The sequence below is a fragment of the Ruegeria haliotis genome, from assembly GCF_013377785.1.
GTDB lineage: Bacteria > Pseudomonadota > Alphaproteobacteria > Rhodobacterales > Rhodobacteraceae > Ruegeria > Ruegeria haliotis.
Genome location: NZ_JABXWT010000001.1, coordinates 965,582 through 988,219, shown reverse-complemented (window position 1 = coordinate 988,219; position 22,638 = coordinate 965,582). Strand labels below are relative to the sequence as shown.

At 56.7% G+C, this 22,638-nt stretch carries 26 protein-coding genes; 16 read left to right on the top strand and 10 right to left on the bottom strand.

Annotation, left to right across the window (positions count from 1 at the left end; translation table 11 throughout):
- Positions 1–7 precede the first annotated feature (7 nt).
- From HW561_RS04925 to grxD, 4 genes are read left to right on the top strand one after another with little or no spacing between them, the layout of a single operon-like run.
- The gene (locus tag HW561_RS04925; protein WP_176862196.1) at positions 8–244 is read left to right on the top strand and encodes a BolA/IbaG family iron-sulfur metabolism protein; all 237 of its coding nucleotides are present in this window, start codon (positions 8–10) and stop codon (positions 242–244) included.
- Entirely contained in the window at positions 241–486 is a 246-nt protein-coding gene (locus HW561_RS04920; RefSeq protein ID WP_176862194.1) for a hypothetical protein, read from the top strand. Before HW561_RS04925 ends, HW561_RS04920 begins: the two co-directional genes overlap by 4 nt.
- The gene (locus tag HW561_RS04915; protein WP_176862192.1) at positions 483–773 is read left to right on the top strand and encodes a hypothetical protein; all 291 of its coding nucleotides are present in this window, start codon (positions 483–485) and stop codon (positions 771–773) included. Before HW561_RS04920 ends, HW561_RS04915 begins: the two co-directional genes overlap by 4 nt.
- On the top strand, positions 760–1,122 hold the full coding sequence (grxD, locus tag HW561_RS04910) for a Grx4 family monothiol glutaredoxin (protein WP_176862190.1): 363 nt from the start codon (positions 760–762) through the stop codon (positions 1,120–1,122). Before HW561_RS04915 ends, grxD begins: the two co-directional genes overlap by 14 nt.
- A gap of 7 nt (positions 1,123–1,129) precedes the next feature.
- On the opposite strand, the gene HW561_RS04905 is transcribed toward grxD, so the two are convergent.
- The 3 genes from HW561_RS04905 to HW561_RS04895 are packed head-to-tail and all read right to left on the bottom strand — an operon-like array spanning position 1,130 to position 2,729.
- Positions 1,130–1,480, bottom strand: a complete 351-nt coding sequence (locus tag HW561_RS04905; RefSeq protein WP_176862188.1) for an MliC family protein — start codon at positions 1,478–1,480, stop codon at positions 1,130–1,132.
- Complete coding sequence (locus tag HW561_RS04900) at positions 1,477–1,872, bottom strand: cell division protein ZapA (RefSeq protein WP_176862307.1); 396 nt, start codon at positions 1,870–1,872, stop codon at positions 1,477–1,479. The genes HW561_RS04905 and HW561_RS04900 overlap by 4 nt, the downstream gene beginning before the upstream one ends.
- A complete protein-coding gene (locus tag HW561_RS04895; protein ID WP_176862186.1) occupies positions 1,872–2,729 on the bottom strand; it encodes a hypothetical protein in 858 nt (285 codons plus the stop codon). Before HW561_RS04895 ends, HW561_RS04900 begins: the two co-directional genes overlap by 1 nt.
- Positions 2,730–2,965: 236 nt before the next feature.
- On the opposite strand from HW561_RS04895, the gene tkt reads away from it, so the two are divergent.
- Both tkt and HW561_RS04885 read left to right on the top strand, forming a co-directional pair.
- Positions 2,966–4,987: a transketolase gene (gene tkt, locus HW561_RS04890; protein WP_176862184.1), complete on the top strand. Its 2,022-nt coding sequence runs from the start codon at positions 2,966–2,968 to the stop codon at positions 4,985–4,987.
- Between the two features lie 149 nt (positions 4,988–5,136).
- Positions 5,137–5,484, top strand: coding sequence for a hypothetical protein (locus tag HW561_RS04885; protein WP_176862181.1), 348 nt, complete (start codon positions 5,137–5,139; stop codon positions 5,482–5,484).
- Positions 5,485–5,523: 39 nt separating this feature from the next.
- Here HW561_RS04885 and HW561_RS04880 read toward each other — a convergent pair whose 3' ends face one another.
- Entirely contained in the window at positions 5,524–6,462 is a 939-nt protein-coding gene (locus HW561_RS04880; RefSeq protein ID WP_176862180.1) for a DUF808 domain-containing protein, read from the bottom strand.
- A 180-nt stretch (positions 6,463–6,642) separates the two neighbouring features.
- Here HW561_RS04880 and gap (HW561_RS04875) point away from each other — a divergent pair, with 180 nt between their 5' ends.
- The 3 genes from gap (HW561_RS04875) to gap (HW561_RS04865) all read left to right on the top strand — a co-directional run bounded on the left by gap (HW561_RS04875) (position 6,643) and on the right by gap (HW561_RS04865) (position 8,955).
- Positions 6,643–7,644 (top strand): type I glyceraldehyde-3-phosphate dehydrogenase, encoded by a 1,002-nt coding sequence (gene gap / locus HW561_RS04875; protein WP_176862177.1) that lies wholly within the window; start codon positions 6,643–6,645, stop codon positions 7,642–7,644.
- A gap of 71 nt (positions 7,645–7,715) precedes the next feature.
- On the top strand, positions 7,716–7,859 hold the full coding sequence (locus HW561_RS04870; protein WP_176862176.1) for a hypothetical protein: 144 nt from the start codon (positions 7,716–7,718) through the stop codon (positions 7,857–7,859).
- A gap of 91 nt (positions 7,860–7,950) precedes the next feature.
- Positions 7,951–8,955, top strand: coding sequence for a type I glyceraldehyde-3-phosphate dehydrogenase (gap, locus tag HW561_RS04865; protein ID WP_176862174.1), 1,005 nt, complete (start codon positions 7,951–7,953; stop codon positions 8,953–8,955).
- Here the strand turns inward: gap (HW561_RS04865) and coaD are convergent.
- The 3 genes from coaD to HW561_RS04850 all read right to left on the bottom strand — a co-directional run bounded on the left by coaD (position 8,947) and on the right by HW561_RS04850 (position 10,924).
- The gene (coaD, locus tag HW561_RS04860) at positions 8,947–9,438 is read right to left on the bottom strand and encodes a pantetheine-phosphate adenylyltransferase (protein ID WP_176862172.1); all 492 of its coding nucleotides are present in this window, start codon (positions 9,436–9,438) and stop codon (positions 8,947–8,949) included. The genes gap (HW561_RS04865) and coaD overlap by 9 nt on opposite strands.
- A gap of 85 nt (positions 9,439–9,523) precedes the next feature.
- Entirely contained in the window at positions 9,524–9,961 is a 438-nt protein-coding gene (locus HW561_RS04855; protein ID WP_176862170.1) for a CBS domain-containing protein, read from the bottom strand.
- Between the two features lie 60 nt (positions 9,962–10,021).
- Positions 10,022–10,924, bottom strand: a complete 903-nt coding sequence (locus tag HW561_RS04850) for a LysR family transcriptional regulator (RefSeq protein ID WP_176862168.1) — start codon at positions 10,922–10,924, stop codon at positions 10,022–10,024.
- 103 nt (positions 10,925–11,027) lie between these two features.
- Between HW561_RS04850 and HW561_RS04845 the strand changes: the two genes are divergently transcribed.
- Together HW561_RS04845 and HW561_RS04840 are read left to right on the top strand one after the other, a co-directional pair.
- Positions 11,028–12,527, top strand: coding sequence for a CoA-acylating methylmalonate-semialdehyde dehydrogenase (locus HW561_RS04845; protein WP_176862166.1), 1,500 nt, complete (start codon positions 11,028–11,030; stop codon positions 12,525–12,527).
- A gap of 210 nt (positions 12,528–12,737) precedes the next feature.
- The gene (locus tag HW561_RS04840) at positions 12,738–13,322 is read left to right on the top strand and encodes a L,D-transpeptidase (protein WP_176862305.1); all 585 of its coding nucleotides are present in this window, start codon (positions 12,738–12,740) and stop codon (positions 13,320–13,322) included.
- Between the two features lie 56 nt (positions 13,323–13,378).
- On the opposite strand, the gene HW561_RS04835 is transcribed toward HW561_RS04840, so the two are convergent.
- Together HW561_RS04835 and HW561_RS24190 are read right to left on the bottom strand one after the other, a co-directional pair.
- Positions 13,379–13,855 carry a fasciclin domain-containing protein gene (locus HW561_RS04835; RefSeq protein WP_176862164.1) on the bottom strand — a complete coding sequence of 159 codons (477 nt, stop codon included), beginning with the start codon at positions 13,853–13,855 and terminating at the stop codon, positions 13,379–13,381.
- Between the two features lie 71 nt (positions 13,856–13,926).
- A complete protein-coding gene (locus HW561_RS24190; protein WP_176862163.1) occupies positions 13,927–14,778 on the bottom strand; it encodes a class I SAM-dependent methyltransferase in 852 nt (283 codons plus the stop codon).
- 141 nt (positions 14,779–14,919) lie between these two features.
- Between HW561_RS24190 and HW561_RS04825 the strand changes: the two genes are divergently transcribed.
- From HW561_RS04825 to HW561_RS04810, 5 genes are all read left to right on the top strand, one after another.
- A complete protein-coding gene (locus HW561_RS04825; protein WP_176862160.1) occupies positions 14,920–16,035 on the top strand; it encodes a carboxylate-amine ligase in 1,116 nt (371 codons plus the stop codon).
- Positions 16,036–16,160: 125 nt separating this feature from the next.
- Positions 16,161–17,303, top strand: a complete 1,143-nt coding sequence (locus HW561_RS04820; RefSeq protein ID WP_176862158.1) for an acyl-CoA dehydrogenase family protein — start codon at positions 16,161–16,163, stop codon at positions 17,301–17,303.
- A gap of 7 nt (positions 17,304–17,310) precedes the next feature.
- A complete protein-coding gene (locus HW561_RS23865) occupies positions 17,311–18,351 on the top strand; it encodes an enoyl-CoA hydratase/isomerase family protein (protein WP_235962782.1) in 1,041 nt (346 codons plus the stop codon).
- A 3-nt stretch (positions 18,352–18,354) separates the two neighbouring features.
- Positions 18,355–19,227 (top strand): 3-hydroxyisobutyrate dehydrogenase, encoded by an 873-nt coding sequence (mmsB, locus tag HW561_RS23860; protein ID WP_235962780.1) that lies wholly within the window; start codon positions 18,355–18,357, stop codon positions 19,225–19,227.
- 107 nt (positions 19,228–19,334) lie between these two features.
- Positions 19,335–19,664, top strand: a complete 330-nt coding sequence (locus HW561_RS04810; RefSeq protein ID WP_176862156.1) for a hypothetical protein — start codon at positions 19,335–19,337, stop codon at positions 19,662–19,664.
- Positions 19,665–19,679: 15 nt separating this feature from the next.
- Here the strand turns inward: HW561_RS04810 and uvrA are convergent, their stop codons facing one another.
- Positions 19,680–22,538, bottom strand: coding sequence for an excinuclease ABC subunit UvrA (gene uvrA / locus HW561_RS04805; RefSeq protein WP_176862154.1), 2,859 nt, complete (start codon positions 22,536–22,538; stop codon positions 19,680–19,682).
- Positions 22,539–22,638 lie beyond the last annotated feature (100 nt).

Sequence of the window (22,638 nt, the reverse complement as noted above, 5' to 3'; positions counted from 1 at the left end):
AACCTACATGCCGATGAGCACCCACGAAATTGAACACCTGCTGCGCGAAGCCTTTCCCGATGCGGAAATTCAGGTTGGCGGCCAAGACGGTGTTCACATGTCCGCCATGGTGGTGGACGAAAGCTTTCGCGGTATGAACCGGGTGCAACAGCAGCGTGCGGTCTATGCAGCGCTGAAGGGCAAAATGGACGGCCCGGATGGCGAGTTGCATGCATTGGCGTTGACGACGAAAGTGCCTGAATGAGCGCTACGTTGTGGATATATGGTTTTTGCGGAATGATCGCATTGGCCGGTTCTATTGCGATTGTGAAGGCCATTGGGCGACCGAAGGGTTCGAACCGTGAACGAGGTGTCGAACCGGGGCAAGGTGACTCAATCATTGATCATGGAACTGCAATGGGCATAAGCGGCGGCGGTCATCCAACTGCGTCACGAGTGACAAAAGATCCCCAGGAATATGCCAAGGCGATGGCTCCTAAAAAATGAACGGCTGGCTCTTCTGGATAAGCATCGTCGCCGCATTCATAGTTGCCGCCGCGCTGATCGAAGCCTATGTCAAGCGCAACAGAAAGCGAAAACTGTCAGATATGCGCCCCGACCCTGACAAACTTAGTAAAGTCGGTGGCATTGAACGATACGGGCTTGATCCGGTGACTTTGGCACAAGCCGAGCATCGCAGGCTTGAGACAGAAGGATGGGCCCCTGGCCTTTCACAAGACGAAACGACCGCCCCGGATGCGGGTAAAGAGGACAAGCAAGATGAGCGAAGTTAAAACCCAGATTGACGAAACCGTCAAAGCCAACGACGTAGTGCTGTACATGAAAGGCACCAAAGACATGCCGCAGTGCGGTTTCTCTTCGCGTGTGGCCGGTGTGCTTAATTATATGGGCGTCGATTATGCCGATGTGAACGTTCTGGCCGACGAAAACCTCCGTCAGGGCATCAAGGATTACTCTGACTGGCCGACAGTACCCCAGCTTTATGTCAAAGGCGAATTCGTCGGTGGCTGCGACATCATCACCGAGATGACACTGTCGGGCGAACTGGACACGCTGTTTGAACAGAATGGCGTCGGCTACAACAAAGACGCAGCCGACAAAATTCGCGAAGCAAACGCGTGATCCCCGCCTAGCGGCTGGAGCACTCCTGATAGATGACTTGCTCGCTGGCGGCACTATCTGCCGCCAGATAGCTGATTGAGGCATTCCAGCCTTTCGAGCGCAGGATATACGTGCCTTCACCGCCGACGGATTCGTAGCGGATACCAGATCCACTTGCCACCTGACGCATGGGCACAAGCGAATTGTCGACCATTGTCGCCGCCGCCCCCGACCCGTCGGGCGCATTGAAATAGGTCACCGGCAGCGGAATGCCGTTCTCGCAAGTAAACGTCACCGACAGAATGTCGATCTCGGCCAGTGCTGCTGAGGCGGACGCCATCATCAACATCCCACCGGCAATACCGCGCAGAATTTTCATTGTGCCTGTTTCTCCTCCACAACCGATGCCAGGGCTTCGGCCCGTGCGGCCAATTCTGCCAGCGTATCTGTAATCGACGGCGGCACCACGGCCACTTCCACCCGTTCTGGTTCAGGCGGAGGAGCGTTGCGCAACATTTGTAACTCTGCCTCGATCTCGGCCAATTTTGCTTCTAGTGCACTGACCTTGTCGTCCATTGCCGCCGTCTTATCAGCAAGCATCAGACCGGCCATCAGCAACATCCGGGATTCCGGCATCCGCCCGATCTGATCTGACAGGATTTGCGCCTCATCATCCAGCATTTTGGCGGCAGATTGCAGAAAGACCTCTTCGCCCTCCTGACAGGAAACTTCAAAGCCGCGGCCACCGATATGAATGGTTAGTTCAGGCATCATTCCACCTCACCTTCCGCCAGTTTTGCCCGCGACAGCAGGGGTTCAAGACGCGCCAGAACCGCATGCGCCTCGGCCGCATCCGTCGCCTGAGCTGCTCGCGTTGCCTCAAGCTCGGCCACTGTGGCGCGGTTCAGCAATTCGGCGTCCGGCATGCCTCCTTCTGCGGCGGCTCGCAACTCATCAATCGAACTGCGTAACTGTTCATTCGCCTTGCGCATCCGCTGCAAATCATCATCCAGACGCGACATCGCGGCACCATGGCTGGTGCGCTCGGCGCGCAGCATCTCAAGTTCTGCGCTCAGATCCCCTACCCGTTCGGTGTCGGCCAGTTCTGCCCGCAACCGGCTATTTTCCGCCTCTATGTTCTGCGCTTGTGCAAGTAACGCTTGGAGTTGCTCCAGCTCGGCGCGCAACGGGGCTGGATCTTCCCGCGAGTCCAGATCGGCTCGCAGCTGGTCATTTTCGCCTTTCAGGGCATCCAGCTCTTCGCTGTTTTCCAGCGCGGCCTTGGCCTCGGCCAACTCGGACCTTGCCGCCTCGACCGAGATCAGTTGCTCTTTCGCGTCGGCCAATTGCTCGCGCAGCGCATCCATTTCCTCATCCGGATCGGGTGAAGATTTCAAAATCTCCATGTCCGCGCGTAAAGCGTCGATTTCCTGCTCGTGCCGCTCTTTCAGAGACTTCAACCGCTCCTGAAGCTGAGCATTGGCGATGCGCTCTTCATCCAAAGCCGCTTGAAAGCCCTCATCCTGGCCGTCACCGGCTGGAGTCGCTTCGCGCAAAGCCTCGACACCGGTGCCAATACGTTGCATCGCGATTATAATGCGATGCTGTAATTCCTCGATCTGGCTCATGCCCCTGTCACCTCTTTATCAAGGTTCGTTCTGGTGCGGGGTGATCCGAATCAAAATCCGGCCCCGCCTGTGCCTAGTCTAGCGGAATGCGACAGAAAATACCCACTGTTTGGTTTCAACAACTTGGACTGCGCTGTTGAAGCGCCCCAGACCTGTCACAGCCGGTTCCGCTTGCACTTTGAGGGGTGGATGATATTGAGCCCGCAATCTGCTTGTAATCCAAAGGAACAACGCCCGTGGACCTGACTGCGCTGCGCAAATCCAACCCCGAACACTGGGATAAGGCTGCGGCTATCCGCACCTTGACCCTTGACGCCGTCGCCGCCGCCAATTCCGGCCATTCCGGTATGCCGATGGGCATGGCCGATGTTGCGACCGTGCTGTTTGAAAAGCACCTGAAATTCGACGCCGCAAACCCCAACTGGCCCGACCGTGACCGGTTTATCCTGTCCGCGGGACATGGCTCGATGCTGGTGTATTCGTTGCTATACCTCACTGGCCACGCCGACGTGACACTGGAGGAAATCAAGAATTTCCGCCAGATGGGCGCCAAAACCGCCGGTCATCCTGAAAACTTCCTGATCGATGCCGTCGAGACCACCACAGGTCCGCTGGGTCAGGGCATCTCGAACGCTGTGGGCTTTGCCATGGCCGAGGAAATCCAGCGCGCCCATTACGGCAAGAAGGTCGTCGATCACTATACCTATGTGATCGCGGGCGACGGTTGCCTGATGGAAGGCGTCAGCCAAGAGGCGATCACCCTCGCCGGCCGTCACGAGTTGAGCAAACTGATCGTGTTCTGGGACAACAACAACATCACGATCGATGGCACCGTCGATATAGCCGACCGCACCGATCAGGTGCGTCGTTTCGCGGCGTCGGGCTGGCATGTGATCGAAATTGACGGTCATGACCCCAAGGCCATCGACGCCGCCATCACTCAAGCCAAATCGTCGAAAAAGCCCACCATGATCGCGTGTGAAAGCCACATCGCACTGGGTCACGCGGCGCAGGACACCTCCAAGGGTCACGGTGCACTGACAGATCAGGACCAGCTGAAGGCCGCCAAAGAAGGCTATGGCTGGCCGCACGCCGCTTTCGAAATTCCGGCGGCCGTGAAATCCGCATGGGAAGCCATCGGCACACGCGGAGCCACTGAACGCGCCGCGTGGGAGGATCGTTTCGCACAGATCTCCGAACGCAAGCAGGCCGAGTTCAACCGCGCTTATGCGTTTGAAGCCCCCAAAAAGCTGGCCGGTGCGATCCGTGCGTTCAAAAAGCAGGCCTCGGAAGATCAACCGAAACTGGCCACGCGCGCGTCGTCGGAAAAAGTTTTGGGCATCGTGAACCCGATCCTGACCGAAACCGTTGGCGGTTCGGCGGACCTGACAGGGTCGAATAACACCAAGACCGCCGATATGGGCGTGTTCTTGCCGGAAAACCGCAAGGGTCGGTACATCCATTACGGCATCCGCGAACACGGTATGGCGGCGGCGATGAACGGCATGGCGCTACATGGCGGTATCCGTCCCTATGGCGGGACGTTCATGGCCTTCACTGACTATGCCCGCCCGTCGATGCGTCTGGCGGCGCTGATGAAGGTGCCTACCGTCTTTGTGATGACCCACGATTCGATCGGTCTGGGCGAAGACGGACCGACCCATCAGCCGGTCGAACATCTGGCGATCTCGCGCGCGACGCCGAACACCTATGTGTTCCGTCCTGCTGACACCGTGGAAACGGCTGAAGCCTGGGAACTGGCGCTGACCTTCAAGGACAGCCCATCGGTCCTGTCGCTGACCCGTCAGGGGGTGCCGACCGTACGCAAGGACCACAAAACCAAGAACCTTACCGCACAAGGCGCTTACGTGCTGGCCGACGCCGAGACCAAGCGTCAGGCCATCCTGATCGCCACCGGCTCGGAAGTGTCATTGGCGATGGAAGCCAAGGCAATGCTTGAAGCCGACGGCATCGGCACCCGCGTCGTTTCCATGCCTTGCATGGAGCTGTTCGCGCAGCAGGACGAAGCCTACCGCAAACGCGTTCTGCCCGGTGGTACAGTCCGCGTTGGCATCGAGGCCGCAGTCCGCGCCGGTGGCTGGGACCGCTGGCTGCTGGGCGAGCGTGGCCGCGAGGCCAAGTCCGGGTTCATCGGCATGTCCAGCTTTGGTGCCTCGGCCCCTGCGGGTGAACTCTACAAGCATTTCGGCATCACAGCCGAGGCGACCGTTGCCAAGGTGAAAGAGCTCCTGAGCTAAACTCCTAAAGCCACATTCAGACGAAAGAGGCGGCCAAACGGCCGCCTCTTTTGCTCGCGCTATCGTGAGGTGTCGTGAGCGCACGTGGCCTATTCCCCCTGCCCGGCCACAATATCTGTGCCCGGCACTTCTTAACGCAGGGAAATACCATGAAACGAAACTTCTTGGCTCTCGCGCTGGCCGCGATCTCATCACCGGCGCTTGCGGCCGGCTTCGCCTCGAAAGGCGAAATCCAGAGCGCGATAGGCGATCACACCTATCAGGGCGGCATGCTGACCGGGGCGTTCAGCGAATATTACTCAGCTGACGGCGCGATCAAGGGCGACGGATATTCGGGGACATGGCGCGCCACGGATAACGGCATGTGCTTCACCTATGGCACCGACCCCGAAAATTGCTGGGATCTGAAAATCGACGGCAATGTGGTGACTCTGTTCAAGGACGGCGCGGTCGATGGCGCTGGCGTGATCGTCAAGGGCAATCCGAACAGCTATTGACGACCAGCGGCGCGGTTCCAAAACCGCGCCCTGCCCTGATTAATGCTTTTTCAACAGCTTCGTGGCTACCGGGATCAGCACAAAGCCCCAGGCCAGCCCGAACACACCGTCCATGGTCGCCTTGGCAATCCATTCCACCGCCGCAGTCCACTGGGCCGCAACAGAATGACCAATAGCATAGGCCCAGTCATGGATATGATGTCCCAGCCAGCCAAAGCCCAGAACTTCCATCCCATGGATAATAATCGATCCACCAACCCACAGCATGGCAGCAGTTCCAACAACCGACAGAACTTTCATCACCACCGGCATGGCCCTGACCAGCCCCCGGCCTAACCCACGCCCGATCGGTGTCGGAGCTTTCTCTGCCAGAAACAGACCGACATCATCCATTTTCACAATCAACGCGACCGAGCCGTACACGGCCACAGTCACACCGATCCCGACAACCGCCAGCGTTGCAGCTTGCATCCACAGGTTCGGGGCCTCGATCGCCGCCAGAGCGATGGTCATGATCTCGGCAGACAGAATGAAATCTGTCTTGATGGCGCCTTTGATCTTCTGCTCTTCCAGATGACCGGGATCGCGGACGTCCATATCCTGTTCAATTGTGGGACTGCCATGGGGAAACAGGACATGGAAAATCTTCTCGGCCCCTTCAAAACAAAGGTAGGACCCGCCCAGCATCAATAATGGCGTGATCAGCCACGGCGCAAAATTGGCCAGCAGCAAGGCAACCGGCAGCAATAGTATGATCTTGTTGAAGATCGACCCACGGGCAATACGCCAGATGATCGGCAGCTCTCGTGCCGGGGCAAATCCCTGCACATACTTTGGTGTGACCGCCGCATCGTCAATGATCACGCCTGCGGTCTTGGCCCCGGCCTTGCCTGCCGCTGCCGCGACATCATCCAAAGAGGAAGCCGCAACCTTGGCGATCCCTGCCACATCGTCCAACAGGGCCAACAGACCACTCATCGCGCTTCCTTTCCTTTCACTGTCGCAATGGGACCCTAACCGATCCAACGGCTAGCGCAAGCGTTAGCGCAATCGCGTGAGGTTTGCGCTACCACCTTAAAAATATGCCACTTTTGCCCTTTTGAGAATGCGCAATCACGGCTATATGGCCCACAAAGCAAGCGCATCTGGAGACGTCATATGACCATCAAGGTCGGTATCAATGGTTTTGGCCGCATTGGCCGCTGTACCCTGTCGCACATCGCCGCATCCGGCCGTAACGACATCGAAGTGATCAAGGTCAACGCTACCGGCCCGCTGGAAACCTCGGCTCATCTGTTGAAATATGACAGCATTCACGGTCGTTTCCCGCGCGACGTCTCCATCAATGGCAACACCATGGATCTGGGCCGTGGCCCGATGCAGATGTTCTCGACTTATGACATGAACGAACTGGACTGGGATGGCTGCGATGTCGTTCTGGAATGCACCGGTAAATTCAACGACGGGCTGAAGGCCAAAACACATTTTGAACGCGGCGCGCAAAAGGTTCTGCTGTCGGCCCCGGGCAAAAACGTCAACAAAACCATCGTTTTCGGCGTGAACCACAACAGTCTGACCGCCGAAGACAAAATGGTATCCAATGGTTCCTGCACGACGAACTGCCTTGCTCCGCTTGCCAAGGTTCTGGACGAAGGTATCGGCATCGAACACGGCATCATGACCACGATCCACGCCTATACCGGCGATCAGCCGACTTTGGACCGTCGCCACAGCGACCTGTACCGCGCCCGTGCTGCCGCTATGTCGATGATCCCGACCAGCACCGGTGCGGCTGCTGCGCTGGGTGAAGTCCTGCCAAACCTCAAGGGTCGTCTGGACGGTTCTGCCATCCGTGTACCGACTCCGAACGTGTCTGCCGTCGACCTGAGCTTCCGCGCCGCGCGTGATGTCTCTGTCGAAGAGGTGAACGCCATTGTCCAAGAGGCCGCCCAAGGCCCAATGCAGCGCGTTCTGGGTTATGAGCCTGCGCCGCTGGTCTCGACCGATTTCAACCACACCGAAGAAAGCTCGATCTTTGCGCCCGAGCAGACTCGCGTTGTCGATGGCCGCATGGTGCGCGTGCTGGCTTGGTATGACAACGAATGGGGCTTTTCGGTCCGTATGGCCGATGTTGCCGTTGCCATGGGCCGTCTTAACTGATTTTCCCATGATAGCTTGAACAGCTTCGCCCGCTCAGGTTATCTGGGCGGGTGTTTTCGTTCGGGGACAGGATGACAAATCAAATCGCCATCTGGCTCGGGATACTCATTCTTGGTGGGATCATGCTGGACTTCGCAGCATTCGGGACCGAGCATTTATTGTTTCTAGGCAAAAAGCTCTATGACTTTCTGGATTGGCTGGCCTTCTGGCGTTGAGTGAGGTTTCGCTTGACATTTTGGCTCATCTGACTTTGTTAGCGCTAACTACTTTTACCAATGCCGAGCGGCTAATCAGATGGAGCGCAACATGACACTCAAACTCGCAATCAACGGCTTTGGACGGATCGGGCGCGGCGTTCTGCGGGCCGTCATGGAATCTGGACGCACAGATTTAGAGATTGTCGCAATAAACGATTTGGCTAAACCGGAGATCAACGCGCATCTGTTCGAATTCGACAGCGTGCATGGTCGGTATCCGAACAAAGTCACCCTGTCTGATACTGGCCTGGATGTCGGCGCCGGTCCAATCCGGTTGAGCAGCGAGCGTGATCCTGAAGCACTGAATTGGTCCGATGTAGACATCGTTCTGGAATGCACCGGCGTGTTTCGCACACGCGAAGCGGCTGAACGCCATTTCAAGAACGGGTCAAAGAAGGTTTTGATCTCGGCGCCAGCACGTGGAGACGGCGGAGTGAAAACAATTGTCTTTGGTGTCAACGATCACGAGCTATCCGCCAAAGACACCGTCGTATCCAACGCCTCTTGTACCACGAATTGTCTGGCGCCGGTTGCAGCGGCGCTGGACGCAGGTCTGGGTATTCTGCATGGCAACATGACAACCGTTCACGCCTATACAGCAAGCCAACCTGTGCACGACACCGCAGGCAAAGACCCGTATCTGTCGCGCGCGGCGGCGTTGTCGATGATTCCGACAACGACCGGCGCGGCGTCCGCTGTGGGGCTGGTTCTACCGCAACTGGCTGGCAAACTGACAGGTCAAGCCATCCGTGTTCCCACACCGAACGTCTCGGTTGTCGATCTGGTGGCTGAGGTGTCGCGCCCAACCACCGAGGAAGAGATCAACGCCCTGTTCGAAAAAGCTGCGGCCAAAATCCCCGGTGTACTGGCGGCTGAAAGCCGCCCGCTGGTTTCAACGGATTTCAACCATGATGCTCATAGCTCGACAGTGTCTATGGCTGAAACCAAAGTCACCGACGGCACGCTTGTGCGCGTGCTGGCCTGGTATGACAACGAATGGGGTTTCTCGAACCGGATGCTCGACACAGCTGCTGCGATGGGCGCCTTAGCCTAGCCTCTCGCGTAATGCTGTATTGACGCGGGACGTGACGAACTTTGACACGTCCCCGTCCAGCCGCGCAATTTCCTTGACCAGTTTCGAGGCGATGGCCTGATGCCGCGCCTCGGCCATCAGGAACACGGTTTCGATTGAATCATCCAGCACGCGGTTCATACCGACCATCTGGAATTCGTATTCGAAATCGGCCACGGCGCGCAAACCGCGCACAATGATCTGTGCGCCCACATCGCGGGCGCAATCAATCAGCAGGTTCTCAAAGGGGTGAGCGACGATCTCGGTTCCGGTCTGCTCGGTCAAATGCGCACACTCGGCCTCGATCATGGCCACGCGTTCTTCCAATGAAAACAACGGCCCTTTGTCACGGTTGATGGCGACACCGATGACCAGCTTGTCCACCAAGGCCGCCGCGCGGCGGATGATGTCGATATGACCCAGCGTGATCGGGTCAAAAGTTCCGGGATATAATCCAACCCGCATCGCGCCCTCCTGCGCAATAAAATTTCTGCGCAAGCAAACACAACTTTGCTGCGGGTGCAAGAGGCGACATCATCAGCCCTTGCAGTCAGTGCCCCATGATCATGCCTTCCAGCGCATCTTTTTCCATGGCGAGTTCAGCCAGTTGGGCCTTGACCACATCCCCAAGGGTAACGATACCGACCAGCTTACCGTCTTCGACAATGGGCATATGGCGAAAACGTCCTTCGGTCATACGCGACATGATCTCTTGAACTGTCGCCTGCCGCGTGGTGGTGACAAGGTCTTGCGTCATGTAAGAGCTGACAGGCTGTGTCAGACATCCACTGCCACTGGAGGCCAACTCCCGGACGATATCACGCTCGGACAGGATACCGGCTGCCGTCTCTCCCCCATCGTCCGATACAACAACCGTACCGATCCGCTTATCTGCAAGGATCTTTGCGGCTTCTGAGACTGTCGCCGAAGATTGGACCGTCACCACGCCTTCTGTCGCTTTGGATTTCAGAATGGCCTGAACGAGCATGAAGATCACCTCCGGAATAAAAACACTTATTCCAAAACGTTGCGCGATTGGTGCCACCTGTCAAGCGTCAGCATCGGCTTCCAGCCGCGCAACTTCGTCACGGATACCGCGCGTTAGGGCCTCGGCAAAGCGGTTCAGCCGCTCGTTGCGCTGATCCCCCTGATGCCGAACCAAGTAGAAACTGCGCGTCAAACTCACTTGATCCATCAGGATTTTTCGAAGATGCGGATGAAAGGGCAAAGTAAAGTCATGTGCCACGCAAACGCCCGTTCCCAACGAAACCTGCCTCAATTGAACGGACACCGAGTTCGATGCAAGGGCGACACGGTCCACACCAATATCGTTCAGGTAATCCAGCTCGCGGTCGAAGATCATATCCGGGATATACCCGATCAGCCTGTGCCCGCCTAAATCCGCGACCGAGCGGATTGGGCCGTGACGATCCAGATAGTCCTGCGTCGTGACCATGTGCAATTTATAATCACTGACTTTTTTCACCAGTAATTTCCCAGCGGTCGGCGCGCTGACCGTGATGGCCATGTCTGCCTCGCGTCGAGACAGGTTGATAATCCGCGGCAACGCCAGGATCTGAATGTCCAGATCGGGGTTCGCATTGCTGATTCTGGCGCAAACCTGCGGCAACAGGTAGTTGGCGCTGCCATCTGGCGCTCCGATCCGGATCTGACCGCTTAGAGATTTGGTCGAGCCCGTCATTGCCCCCGCTGCAGCGCGCATCGCCTCTTCGGCGTGCAGTCCATGTTCCAGCAGGCGCTCACCCGCCGCTGTTAGCATGTAACCCTGCTGCGATTTTGTGAACAAAAGCGCATCCAATGTGGATTCCAGCCGGGCAATGCGCCGTCCGACCGTAGCTGGATCAATCTTGAGGATTCGCCCCGCCGAAGACAGGCTTTCTTCGCGCGCGACGGCCAGAAAGACCCGCATGTCATCCCAATTCGGGTTCATCGCTTCCCTTTTGCATTTTTGCAAAGCTCTTTTGAAACATTGCCTCTGTTCAAGAGATTTCTGCAAGCCTATTCTGCGCACAAATTTACCGGAGGAGTTTTCGATGCAAGACCTGACCCACTTCATCAACGGCGAATACGTGGCTGGCACGTCCGGCCGATTCGGCGATATCTTCAACCCGGCAACCGGCGAAGTGCAATATAAGTGCCCTATGGCCAGCGCGGCCGAAACCACTGCCGTTATCGAGCAGGCGGCCATTGCACAGCCCGCCTGGGGCGCAACCAACCCGCAGAAACGCGCTCGCGTCATGATGGCGATGGTTGGCTTGATGAACCGCGATATGGACAAGCTGGCCGAGGCGCTGAGCCGCGAGCATGGCAAAACCATCCCCGATGCCAAGGGCGATCTGCAGCGGGGTCTGGAAGTGATCGAATATTGCGTCGGCGCGCCTCAAATGCTGAAAGGCGAATACACCGACAGCGCAGGCCCCGGCATCGACATGTACTCCATGCGTCAGCCGCTGGGTGTTGTCGCCTCGATCATGCCGTTCAACTTCCCTGCGATGATGCCGCTGTGGCATGTTGGCCCTGCGCTGGCCTGCGGCAACGCCGTGGTCCTGAAGCCTTCGGAGCGTGACCCTTCAGTCCCGCTGATGCTGGCCGAACTGTTTGTCGAGGCGGGACTGCCCAAAGGTGTATTCCAGGTCGTCAACGGCGATAAGGAAGCCGTAGATACCCTTCTGGACAGCGAGATCATTCAAGGCGTGTCCTTTGTGGGATCGACCCCGATCGCGCAATACATCTATTCGCGCGCAACGGCGAACGGTAAGCGGGCGCAGTGTTTTGGCGGTGCCAAGAACCACATGATCGTGATGCCGGATGCTGACATGGATCAGGCTGCCGACGCACTGATTGGTGCGGGTTTTGGTGCAGCGGGCGAACGTTGCATGGCCATCTCGGTCGCTGTGCCGGTAGGTCAGGAAGCAGCCGACGCGCTGATCGAAAAGCTGGTACCACGTGTCGAAAAGCTAAAAGTCGCCCCGTATACCGCCGGTGATGACGTTGATATGGGCCCGGTCGTGACCGCAGCCGCCAAAGAGCGTATTTTGGGTCTGATCAATTCCGGCGTGGAGCAAGGTGCAAAGCTGGTCGTCGACAATCGCGATTTCAGCCTGCAGGGTTATGAGGACGGTTTCTTTGTTGGCCCGCACCTGTTCGACCATGTGACACCGGATATGGACATCTACAAACAGGAAATCTTCGGCCCGGTTTTGTCCACCGTGCGTGCCGAGTCTTACGAAGAAGCCCTGAAGCTGGCGATGGACCACGAATACGGCAACGGCACCGCGATCTTTACCCGTGATGGTGACACTGCCCGTGACTTTGCCAGCCGTATCAACATCGGTATGGTCGGCATCAACGTGCCGATCCCAGTACCGCTGGCCTATCACACCTTTGGCGGCTGGAAGAAATCCATGTTTGGCGACCTGAACCAGCATGGCCCGGACAGCTTCAAGTTCTACACCCGCACCAAAACCGTCACGGCCCGCTGGCCGTCGGGCATCAAGGAAGGTGGCGAGTTCAACTTCAAAGCCATGGACTGATCTGCGAAAGCAGACAGAATCCGCGCACATTCGAACCGGCCCGATATTGGGCCGGTTTTTTGGCGAATAGTCGCCCACCGGACAAATAAATCGCCAGTCTCACGATAAATTCAGGGCCGACGCACTGGAAATTCGAGCGCCGCCGCAATATTTTACGCGGAATATTGTTTGACCAGTTCAAATCCGGAGGCTGAATTGCCCAACTCCCGCATGACCCGCCGCTCTGCCCTTTTGGGTGCAGCGTCCGTTCTGGCCACACCTGCGCTGGTACGCGCACAAAGTGTGGATGCCTTCCCCCAAGCCGAAGACGCGATCAGCACGCAGTTGCCCGTGCGGCGTAATGTGTCATCGTTTTCACAACAGAACTGGCAGGATCATTTCGATGAACTTGGCGTTGGTTGCCTACTCGCGGACATTACCAGCCGCGCTGTGCATTACTGGGGTGCGGATGGAATCTATAAACTTTACCCCAGCTCTGTTCCCCAAAGCGAGGAACTGACCAAGCGCGGCTACACCAAGGTGGTCCGCAAAACAGAATTCCCAAGCTGGACTCCAACTGCATCAATGCGTGAACGAGACCCATTGTTGCCAGTCCGGATGGAAGGTGGCGACCCGGGCAATCCGCTGGGCACCCGCGCCATGTATCTTAGTTGGCCTGCTTATTTGGTGCACGGAACCCACGACACCCGTAAAATCGGTCGCCAAAGTTCGTCGGGCTGTATCGGTCTATATAACCAACACGTTGAGGAATTGTACCCTCTGGTTCAGGTCGGCACACAGGTTCGACTGGTATAAGACCAACAAAGCCCCGGCCAGAAGGACCGGGGCTTTGTTCTGAGAAAAGTCAGAGTTTACTCCGGCAAGATTACCGCGTCGACCACGTGGATAACGCCATTGCTGGCCTCGATATCCGCCTGAATGACTTCGGCTCCGTTAACTTTGACACCGTTCTTGGCGTTGACGCTTAACCGATCACCCTGAACCGTCAGAACTTTGGCGCGCTTGCCTGCGATGTCGCCTGACATCACCTTTGCCGGCACAACGTGATAGGTCAGGATCGCAACCAACTGATCTTTGTTTTCCGGCAGAAGCAGCGTTTCAACCGTCCCCTCTGGCAGAGCGGCAAACGCCTCATCCGTCGGTGCAAACACTGTATAGGGGCCCTTGCCTTTCAGTGTGTCAACCAACCCGGCGGCCTGCACAGCAGCGACCAGGGTGTTGAATGATCCGGCAGATACCGCTGTATCCACGATGTCAGCGGCCTGGGCTTTCAGGGGCAGTGCAAGTGCCATTGCGGCGGCAGCGCTCATAAATGTACGGCGAAACATGGCTGTTATCTCCTCTCCAGCTTGTTATGGAAAGGGTTACGGGCACTCTGTCGGATCGGATCACTATTGGATCACGCGTCCTTGATCTGCACCCAGATACTCTGAGCACGACCATCCTTGAGGAACGGCAAAGCCTCAACCGCATCGGGACGGTCCTGTTGCAGATAGTATCCCGGCCAAAGCATTGAAAACGCGCCAGATTGCAGCATGGCATGCAACATATACTGCTCGCCCCAACCCGGGCAGTCATAGAAAAACCGATTGGGGTATTCGTAGGGCAGAAAAACATCATGCACGTGGATCACCACCCCCGGTTTCAACGCGGGAATGATCCGGCAGAACAGATGTGCCACATCGTTGCTCATCCGCACCACGTGGCTGGAGTCGATAAACAGGATGTCCCCGGCCTCAAGCTGATCAAACAAGGCGGGATCGACGTCCTCCAGTCGTTTTTGCTCGAACTGATCGACTACATGGGCAATATCGGCGCGCGGATAGGGATCGATTGCGGTGATCTGCGTTTGCAAACCGCCGTCCATGATCGCTTGCCGTGTTACGCGGGTTGAGTTGCCACAACCTACCTCGATCACGCGCTTCGGCTGAAACCGGCGGATCATCAGATAGAGAGCATCCGCATCCGGGCTGTCATAGTAACCGTTGCCGATGCGATATCCGGTCTGATTGCGCCCCGGGTCCTTCAGCGCCTGCAACGCGTCAGAATGCTCGCTGTACTCATCAATCAACGGACCGATATCGAATGCCTCCATCCCCGGTGACAGAGCATATGCGGGGCGGGTCAATCCCCCTGCCTGTTCAAACACCTCAAGCCGCGCGCGTTCTTCACGCTCAGCGGCCTTGTCGATTAGCTTCACGCCAAACCGGTCAAGGGCGGCATTGATCCGGGGGAATTTCCTGGGTTTCACGCGGGTGGCTCCGGTCTTTTGATGCGGTACCTTCGCTCCATACCTTTGCTGGCAGGGTTTCCGCAAGAACCCGAACCGCAAACCCTTGGCAAAATGGCAATTTCCGTATTGACTGGTCTGAAGTGAACGAAGAGGGCCGCCATGCAGCAGGAATTCACCCTGGGCATAGAAGAAGAATACCTGCTGGTCGACCGCGACAGCCTGCAACTTGCCCAAGCCCCCGCTGCATTGATGGAATCCTGCCAGGCCGACTTCGAAGGACAGGTCAGCCCCGAATTCCTGCAATGCCAGATCGAAGTCGGCACACGACCACACACAACGATCAGCTCGGCGCGCGAAGATCTGAAACGCCTGCGATCATGTGTGTCAAAACGCGCGGCGGACTATAACCTGACTCCGATTGCGGTATCCTGCCATCCCTTTGCAAACTGGCAGGATCAGCACCACACCCGAAAAGAACGGTATGATGCCCTGCAACATGCCTTAGGTGGTGTCGCGCGGCGGATGCTGATCTGCGGTATGCATGTACACGTCGGCGTCGCGGACCCTGCCCTGCGTTCCGATCTGATGCCGCAGCTGAGTTATTTCCTGCCGCATCTTCTGGCTTTGTCGGCGTCTTCGCCGTTCTGGAAAGGTGAAGACACCGGATTGTCTTCGTACCGCCTGACCGTATTTGACAACCTGCCCCGCACCGGGTTGCCGCCAGACTTTTCCAGTTGGTCCGAATATGAACGAACCGCCGGTGCACTGGTCGAGTTGGGCGTGATCGAGGACACATCGAAGATCTGGTGGGATTTGCGCCCGTCTCACCGCTTTCCAACGCTTGAGGCACGCATCATGGATGTGCAACCTCGTCTTGAACATGCCCTGTCTCTGGCCGCGATGGTGCAAGCGTTAACCCGCATGCTATGCCGCCTGAAAGACCGCAACTTGCGCTGGCGACAGTACGACCGATTTCTGATCGGCGAGAACCGATGGCGTGCGCAACGGTATGGCGTCGGCGAAGGGTTAATCGACTTCGGCGATCGCTCCATCAAGCCCATGGCCGAGTTGATGGGGGAATTGATGGGTATGCTCGCTGAAGACACCGAGGCACTTGGCACGATGACCGAATTGGCTCGTCTAAGGCAGATCGCTGAAACCGGAACCTCTGCCACGCGCCAGCGCCGCGTTCATGCCGAAGCTGTTGCCTGCGGAGAAGATCCTGGACATGCCGTCGTTCGTCATCTGATCGAAGAGTTCCACGCCGACTTGTAAGAACTTTCTTTCCGCTGACGATACGATATCCAAAACACGTCCGCACGATTGCCGAGCCTGCAAAATTTCTGTAACGATTGGGAAATAAACAAGCGTTCAATTCGATATCGACGGAAGGGATTGCCATGGATTTCGCACTGAACGAGGAACAAACAGCCATCTTTGATATGGCCTACGCCTTTGGACAGGAAAACATCGCACCTTACGCCCGCCAGTGGGAGGCCGATGGCACCATCCCCAAAGACCTTTGGCCCCGGATCGGTGAACTGGGATTTGGCGGGCTCTATGTCTCGGAAGACGGCGGCGGCTCGGGCCTCAGCCGATTGGATGCAACTCTGGTGTTCGAGGCGTTGTCGATGGCCTGCCCCTCGGTCGCGGCATTTTTGTCGATCCACAACATGTGCGCCAAGATGTTGGACAGCTTTGGCAGTGACGATCTCAAATCCAGCATCATGCCGGACATTCTGACGTTGAACACCGTTCTGAGCTATTGCCTGACCGAACCCGGCTCTGGTTCTGATGCAGCAGCCTTGAAAACCCGCGCAGAACGCACGAACGAAGGGTATACGCTGAACGGTACCAAAGCATTCATCTCAGGCGGTGGCTATTCCGATGCTTATGTCTGCATGGTGCGCACGGGTCAGGATGGACCCAAAGGTATTTCGACGGTGTATGTCGAAGATGGCACGCAGGGCCTCAGCTTTGGTGCGCTGGAGAAAAAGATGGGTTGGCAGAGCCAGCCCACGGCACAAGTCCAGTTCGATGATTGTAAAATACCCTCTGGCAATCTGGTTGGTGTCGAAGGCGACGGGTTCAAATATGCAATGATGGGTCTGGATGGTGGTCGTCTGAACATCTCGTCCTGTTCACTGGGCGCCGCACAGGCCGGGCTGGATATGACCCTGCGGTACATGTCCGAACGCAAAGCTTTTGGCAAATCCATCGACCAGTTTCAGGCGCTGCAATTCCGCTTGGCCGATATGGAAATTGAGCTGCAAGCTGCGCGGGTGTTCTTACGCCAGGCGGCGTGGAAGCTGGACCAAGGTGCACCGGATGCTACCAAATTCTGCGCCATGGCCAAAAAGTTCGTGACTGAGACCGGTTCAAAAGTTGTCGATCAGTGCCTGCAGTTGCACGGTGGGTACGGCTATCTGGCGGATTACGGGATTGAAAAACTTGTGCGCGATCTGCGCGTACACCAGATTCTGGAAGGTACCAACGAAATCATGCGCGTGATTGTCGCCCGCCAGATGCTTGCACAGAACTGAGGGCTTTATGTCTGACATTGACATCCGCACTACCGGCCGCGCAGGCCGCATCACCCTGACGCGCGCCAAGGCTCTGAATGCGTTGACCTATGAGATGTGCATGGCGATTGATACCGCCCTGCGCAACTGGCGTGAAGACGATGCGGTCGATCTGATCATTCTCGACGCCGAAGGCGACAAGGCGTTCTGCGCAGGCGGAGATATAGCCGATCTCTATGCAACAGGCACCAAGGGTGATTACGGTTTTGGTCGCACATTCTGGCGGGATGAATATCGGCTGAATGCGCTGATCTTTGAATACCCCAAGCCAGTGATCAGTTTTCTGCAGGGTTTTACCATGGGTGGCGGTGTGGGCATTGGCTGCCATGGAAGCCACCGGGTGGTCGGCGAAAGCTCAAAGATCTCAATGCCCGAGTGTTCCATCGGTCTTGTGCCAGATGTCGGTGGTACATTGATGCTGGCTTTGGCCCCCGGTCGTCTCGGTGAATTCTTGGGTACAACAGGTCACCGCATGGGGCCGGCGGACGCAATCCTCGCCGGGTTTGCGGACCATTTTATTCCTCAGGCGCAATGGCCTGACTTGATAGAGATATTGGAAGCGTCCGGCACCGCAGACCTATTGCCAGAGCACGCCACCACCCCGCCGGATGGCAAATTGTCTGAAATACAAAACGATATTGATCAGTTCTTTGGCGGTGAAACACTTGGTGATATTTTGACTAATCTCCGGTCTGGCGACCGAGAGTTTTCGACGAAAACTCTGGAAACCCTGCAGCGGAACGCGCCGCTTTCGGTTGCTAGTACAGTTGAAATGATACACCGATTGCGCGGACCATCCCTGACCATGCGTCGCGCTTTGGACATGGAATACCGATTCACTTATCGGTCTATGGAACATGGTGACTTTCTGGAAGGTATCCGAGCCCAGATCATCGACAAGGACCGTAATCCGAATTGGCAGTTCCCGGACCTGAATGTGCCTGCGGTGGCCGTGTCAAAAATGTTGCAACCGCTGGGCGCGGATGCACTGACTTTCGAGGAGGAATAAGCAATGCAAATCGGTTTTATCGGGCTGGGAAACATGGGCGCGCCGATGGCTGCCAATCTGGCCAAAGCGGGGCATCACGTCAGTGGCTTTGACACAGCTGGCGTGACAGTTGATGGCGTGACACAAGCAGAAACAGCTGCCGACGCGGTCACTGGTGCAGACGCTGTGATCACTATGCTACCCAACGGAGCTATCCTGCGTGCCGTCGCCGATCAGGTCATCCCCGACATGGCGAAAGGTGCTGTGTTGATCGATTGCTCTACGGTGGATGTCGACAGCGCGCGTGCGGTTGCCGATCAGGCGATTGCCACCGGCCTGCTGTCAGTTGATGCACCTGTGTCCGGCGGCATCGGAGGTGCATCTGCTGGCACTCTGACCTTCATGGCAGGCGGGTCGGAAGAAGCTTTTGCCAAGGCAAACCCTCTGTTCGATATCATGGGGCAAAAGGCCGTTCATTGCGGCGAGGCAGGCGCAGGGCAAGCGGCCAAGATTTGCAACAACATGATCCTGGGTGTCACCATGATCGCCACCTGCGAGGCGTTCGCTCTGGCAGACAAGCTGGGGTTGGATCGCCAGAAGATGTTCGACGTGGTCAGCACGTCCTCGGGCTATAGCTGGACAATGAATGCGTATTGCCCTGCCCCCGGCGTTGGCCCAACCAGCCCGGCAGACAACGACTACCAGCCCGGCTTTGCGGCCGAATTGATGCTGAAGGACTTGCGTCTTAGCCAACAGGCCGCCGAGAGCTCGGATGCCGATACGCCTATGGGGCAAGCAGCAACTGCACTCTATGAGCAATTTGTTGAAACCGAGGACGGTAAAGGGCAGGATTTTTCGGCCATGCTTCCACGGTTCGAAAAACGTGGGCGGAGCTAGAGACTCGAAAGCAGTAACTCGCCGGTTTCAAGGAAAAAGACCGACCCCACTTTCTTAGCTAGGCAGGTGCAGAGTAGAACCCTCACGTGACGCATATGAGGGTTCTCATGAAAAAACTTAGCTGTATTGGCGCACTTGTTCTGATGGCGTTCAGCCCTGTTGCAGCTTTCGCAGGCAACGGAAAAAGCAAGTCTGGTCACTGCCCACCTGGGCTGGCCAAGAAGGCTGTGCCTTGCGTACCTCCCGGGCAGGTCAACAAACTGTATCGAGAGGGAGACCGGATTGATCAAGACTACACTTGGATCAACGATCCAAACCGATATGGCCTCAAGCGAGGCGGAAACTACGTGCGCGCCGGCGACTATGTTTATAGAATAGACCCCGACACGCGAAAAGTTCTGAACCTGATCGGAGCTGTAGCCGATATACTCTACTAGGGGTCAATCAGCCCGCTATTCTGCCGCGACACGTTTAGCCTCAAGCATGGATTTGAGGTATCGCCCGGTATGACTACGTTCGCTATCTGCAACTTTCTCAGGCGTGCCTTCAGCTACGATCTGACCACCACCATCGCCGCCTTCGGGGCCTATATCAATGATCCAATCAGCCGTTTTGATCACATCCAGATTGTGTTCGATCACAATAACCGAATTGCCCTGATCAACCAATTCATGCAGCACTTCGAGAAGTTTTCGCACATCTTCGAAATGTAGACCCGTCGTCGGTTCATCCAGAATATACAGTGTTCGTCCGGTCGACCGCTTGCTGAGCTCTTTCGACAGCTTCACCCGCTGGGCTTCGCCCCCCGACAAGGTCGTGGCTTGCTGGCCAACCTTGATATAGCCCAGCCCAACGCGGGCCAACGCATCCATTTTGTCACGGATCGACGGCACAGCCTTGAAAAAGTCCTGCGCATCTTCCACTGTCATATCAAGGACATCAGCGATGGACTTGCCCTTGAATTTGATCTCAAGTGTCTCACGGTTGTACCGTGCGCCCTTGCAGGTTTCGCAGGTTACATACACGTCTGGCAGAAAGTGCATCTCGATCTTGATAACACCGTCGCCCTGACACGCCTCGCACCGCCCACCTTTGACGTTAAAACTGAAACGACCGGGTTTGTAGCCTCGGGCTTTGGCCTCGGGAAGACCAGAAAACCAGTCCCGAATTGGGGTGAAGGCCCCGGTGTAAGTTGCTGGATTTGAACGTGGAGTTCGTCCGATTGGGCGCTGGTCAATATCAATGACTTTGTCTAGATGCTCCAACCCCTTGATGGTTTCACACGGCGCTGGTGTTTGACGCGCACCGTTCAGGCGCATCGAGGCCGTCTTGAACAGCGTTTCAATGGTCAAGGTCGATTTACCGCCACCAGAGACACCAGTGACACAGACAAATTTCGCCAGCGGGAAAGCTGCCGTGACGCTCTTCAGGTTGTTGCCGGTCGCCTTCACCACCGTAACTTTCTTTTTGTTCCCCTTGCGCCGTTTCAAAGGCACTGCAATTTCCCGCGTCCCGGCCAGGTATTGCCCTGTGACCGAGGCCGCATCCGCTATGATTTCGGCGGGCGTACCCTTGCTGACAACCTGTCCACCATGCACCCCGGCGCCAGGTCCGATATCAAAGACATAATCCGCTTCGCGGATCGCTTCTTCGTCATGCTCGACCACAATCACGGTATTGCCTTGATCCCGCAGGTTCTTGAGCGTTCCCAACAGGCGATCATTATCCCTCTGGTGCAAACCAATCGAGGGTTCATCAAGCACATAGAGCACGCCCGTCAGGCCCGAGCCGATCTGGCTGGCCAAACGGATACGCTGGCTTTCGCCACCAGAAAGCGTACCACTTGAACGTGACAGGGTAAGATATTCTAGTCCAACGTTATTCAGGAAACCTAATCGCTCGCGTATCTCTTTAAGAATGACCCGCGCGATTTCGTTTTTTTGCGAGCTCAGGCGGTTTGGCGCACTTTCGATCCAGGCCAGAGCCTCTCGGATCGACATCTGGACCACCTGACCCACATGTAGGTCCGCAATCTTGACGGCCAGCGCTTCGGGGCGCAGACGATACCCTTCACACGTACCGCACGGCCGGTTGTTCTGATACCGCTCAAATTCTTCCCGAATCCACGCGCTGTCGGTTTCGCGATAGCGGCGCTGCATATTCGGGATCACGCCCTCAAAGCTGCGCGTGACCTGATAAACCCGCCCGCCCTCGTCATAACGGAACTGGATCTCTTCTTCGCCTGATCCTCGCAGAAAGACTTGTTGGACCTTCTCGGGTAGGTCTTTCCAAGGGGTGTTCTTATCGAACTCATAATGCCGGGCGATAGCCTCGATGGTCTGCAGGAAATACGGGGACTTCCCCTTTCGCCAAGGCGCCAGCGCTCCGTCATACAGCTTGAGTGTTTGGTCCGGCACGACGAGACGTTCGTCAAAGAACAGCTCGACCCCAAGACCGTCGCAATCCGGGCAAGCGCCAAAGGGCGCATTGAATGAGAACAGGCGTGGTTCGATCTCGGGAATGGTAAAGCCACTAACTGGACACGCAAAATTTTCGCTGAAGGTAATACGTTCGGGGTCACCTTCGCGGGGGGCAGTTTCCAGAATCGCAATCCCGTCGGCCAAATCCAGAGCTGTGCGCAGGCTGTCCGCCAGCCGCGTTTCCATCCCTTCGCGCACAACCAGACGATCTACGACCACATCAATGTCATGGCGGAATTTCTTGTCCAACGTGGGCGGCTCGTCGAGTTCATAGAACTCTCCGTCCACCTTGACGCGTTGAAAGCCCTGCTTGCGCAGTTCCAGGAATTCCTTTTTGTATTCCCCTTTCCGATCACGCACGATCGGGGCCAGCAGATAACCGCGCGTTCCCTCCTCCATGGTCATGATCCGATCGACCATGTCCTGCACCTGCTGTGCCTCGATCGGCAATCCGGTTGCAGGGCTGTAAGGCGTACCGGCGCGCGCAAACAGAAGGCGCATATAGTCATAAATCTCGGTAACTGTGCCAACAGTCGAACGCGGGTTCTTGGAGGTGGTTTTCTGTTCGATGGAAATAGCCGGAGACAGGCCGCTGATGTGGTCCACGTCGGGCTTTTCCATCATGTCCAGAAACTGCCGCGCATAGGCCGACAGGCTTTCAACATACCGGCGCTGCCCTTCGGCATAGATGGTATCAAAGGCCAGTGACGACTTTCCCGACCCCGACAGCCCGGTGATCACCACCAGTTGATCGCGCGGAATATCCACATCGATGCCTTTGAGGTTATGCTCGCGCGCGCCGCGCACCTCGATATTCTTCAGCTCAGCCATTTCGGCCCCCAACTCACAAGTGTCCTAGAAATAGGTGAACCACGCTGAGTCTCCAACAAAAAAATTAGAACAAAGCGCGAACAGTCCGTTTATTGCCGAC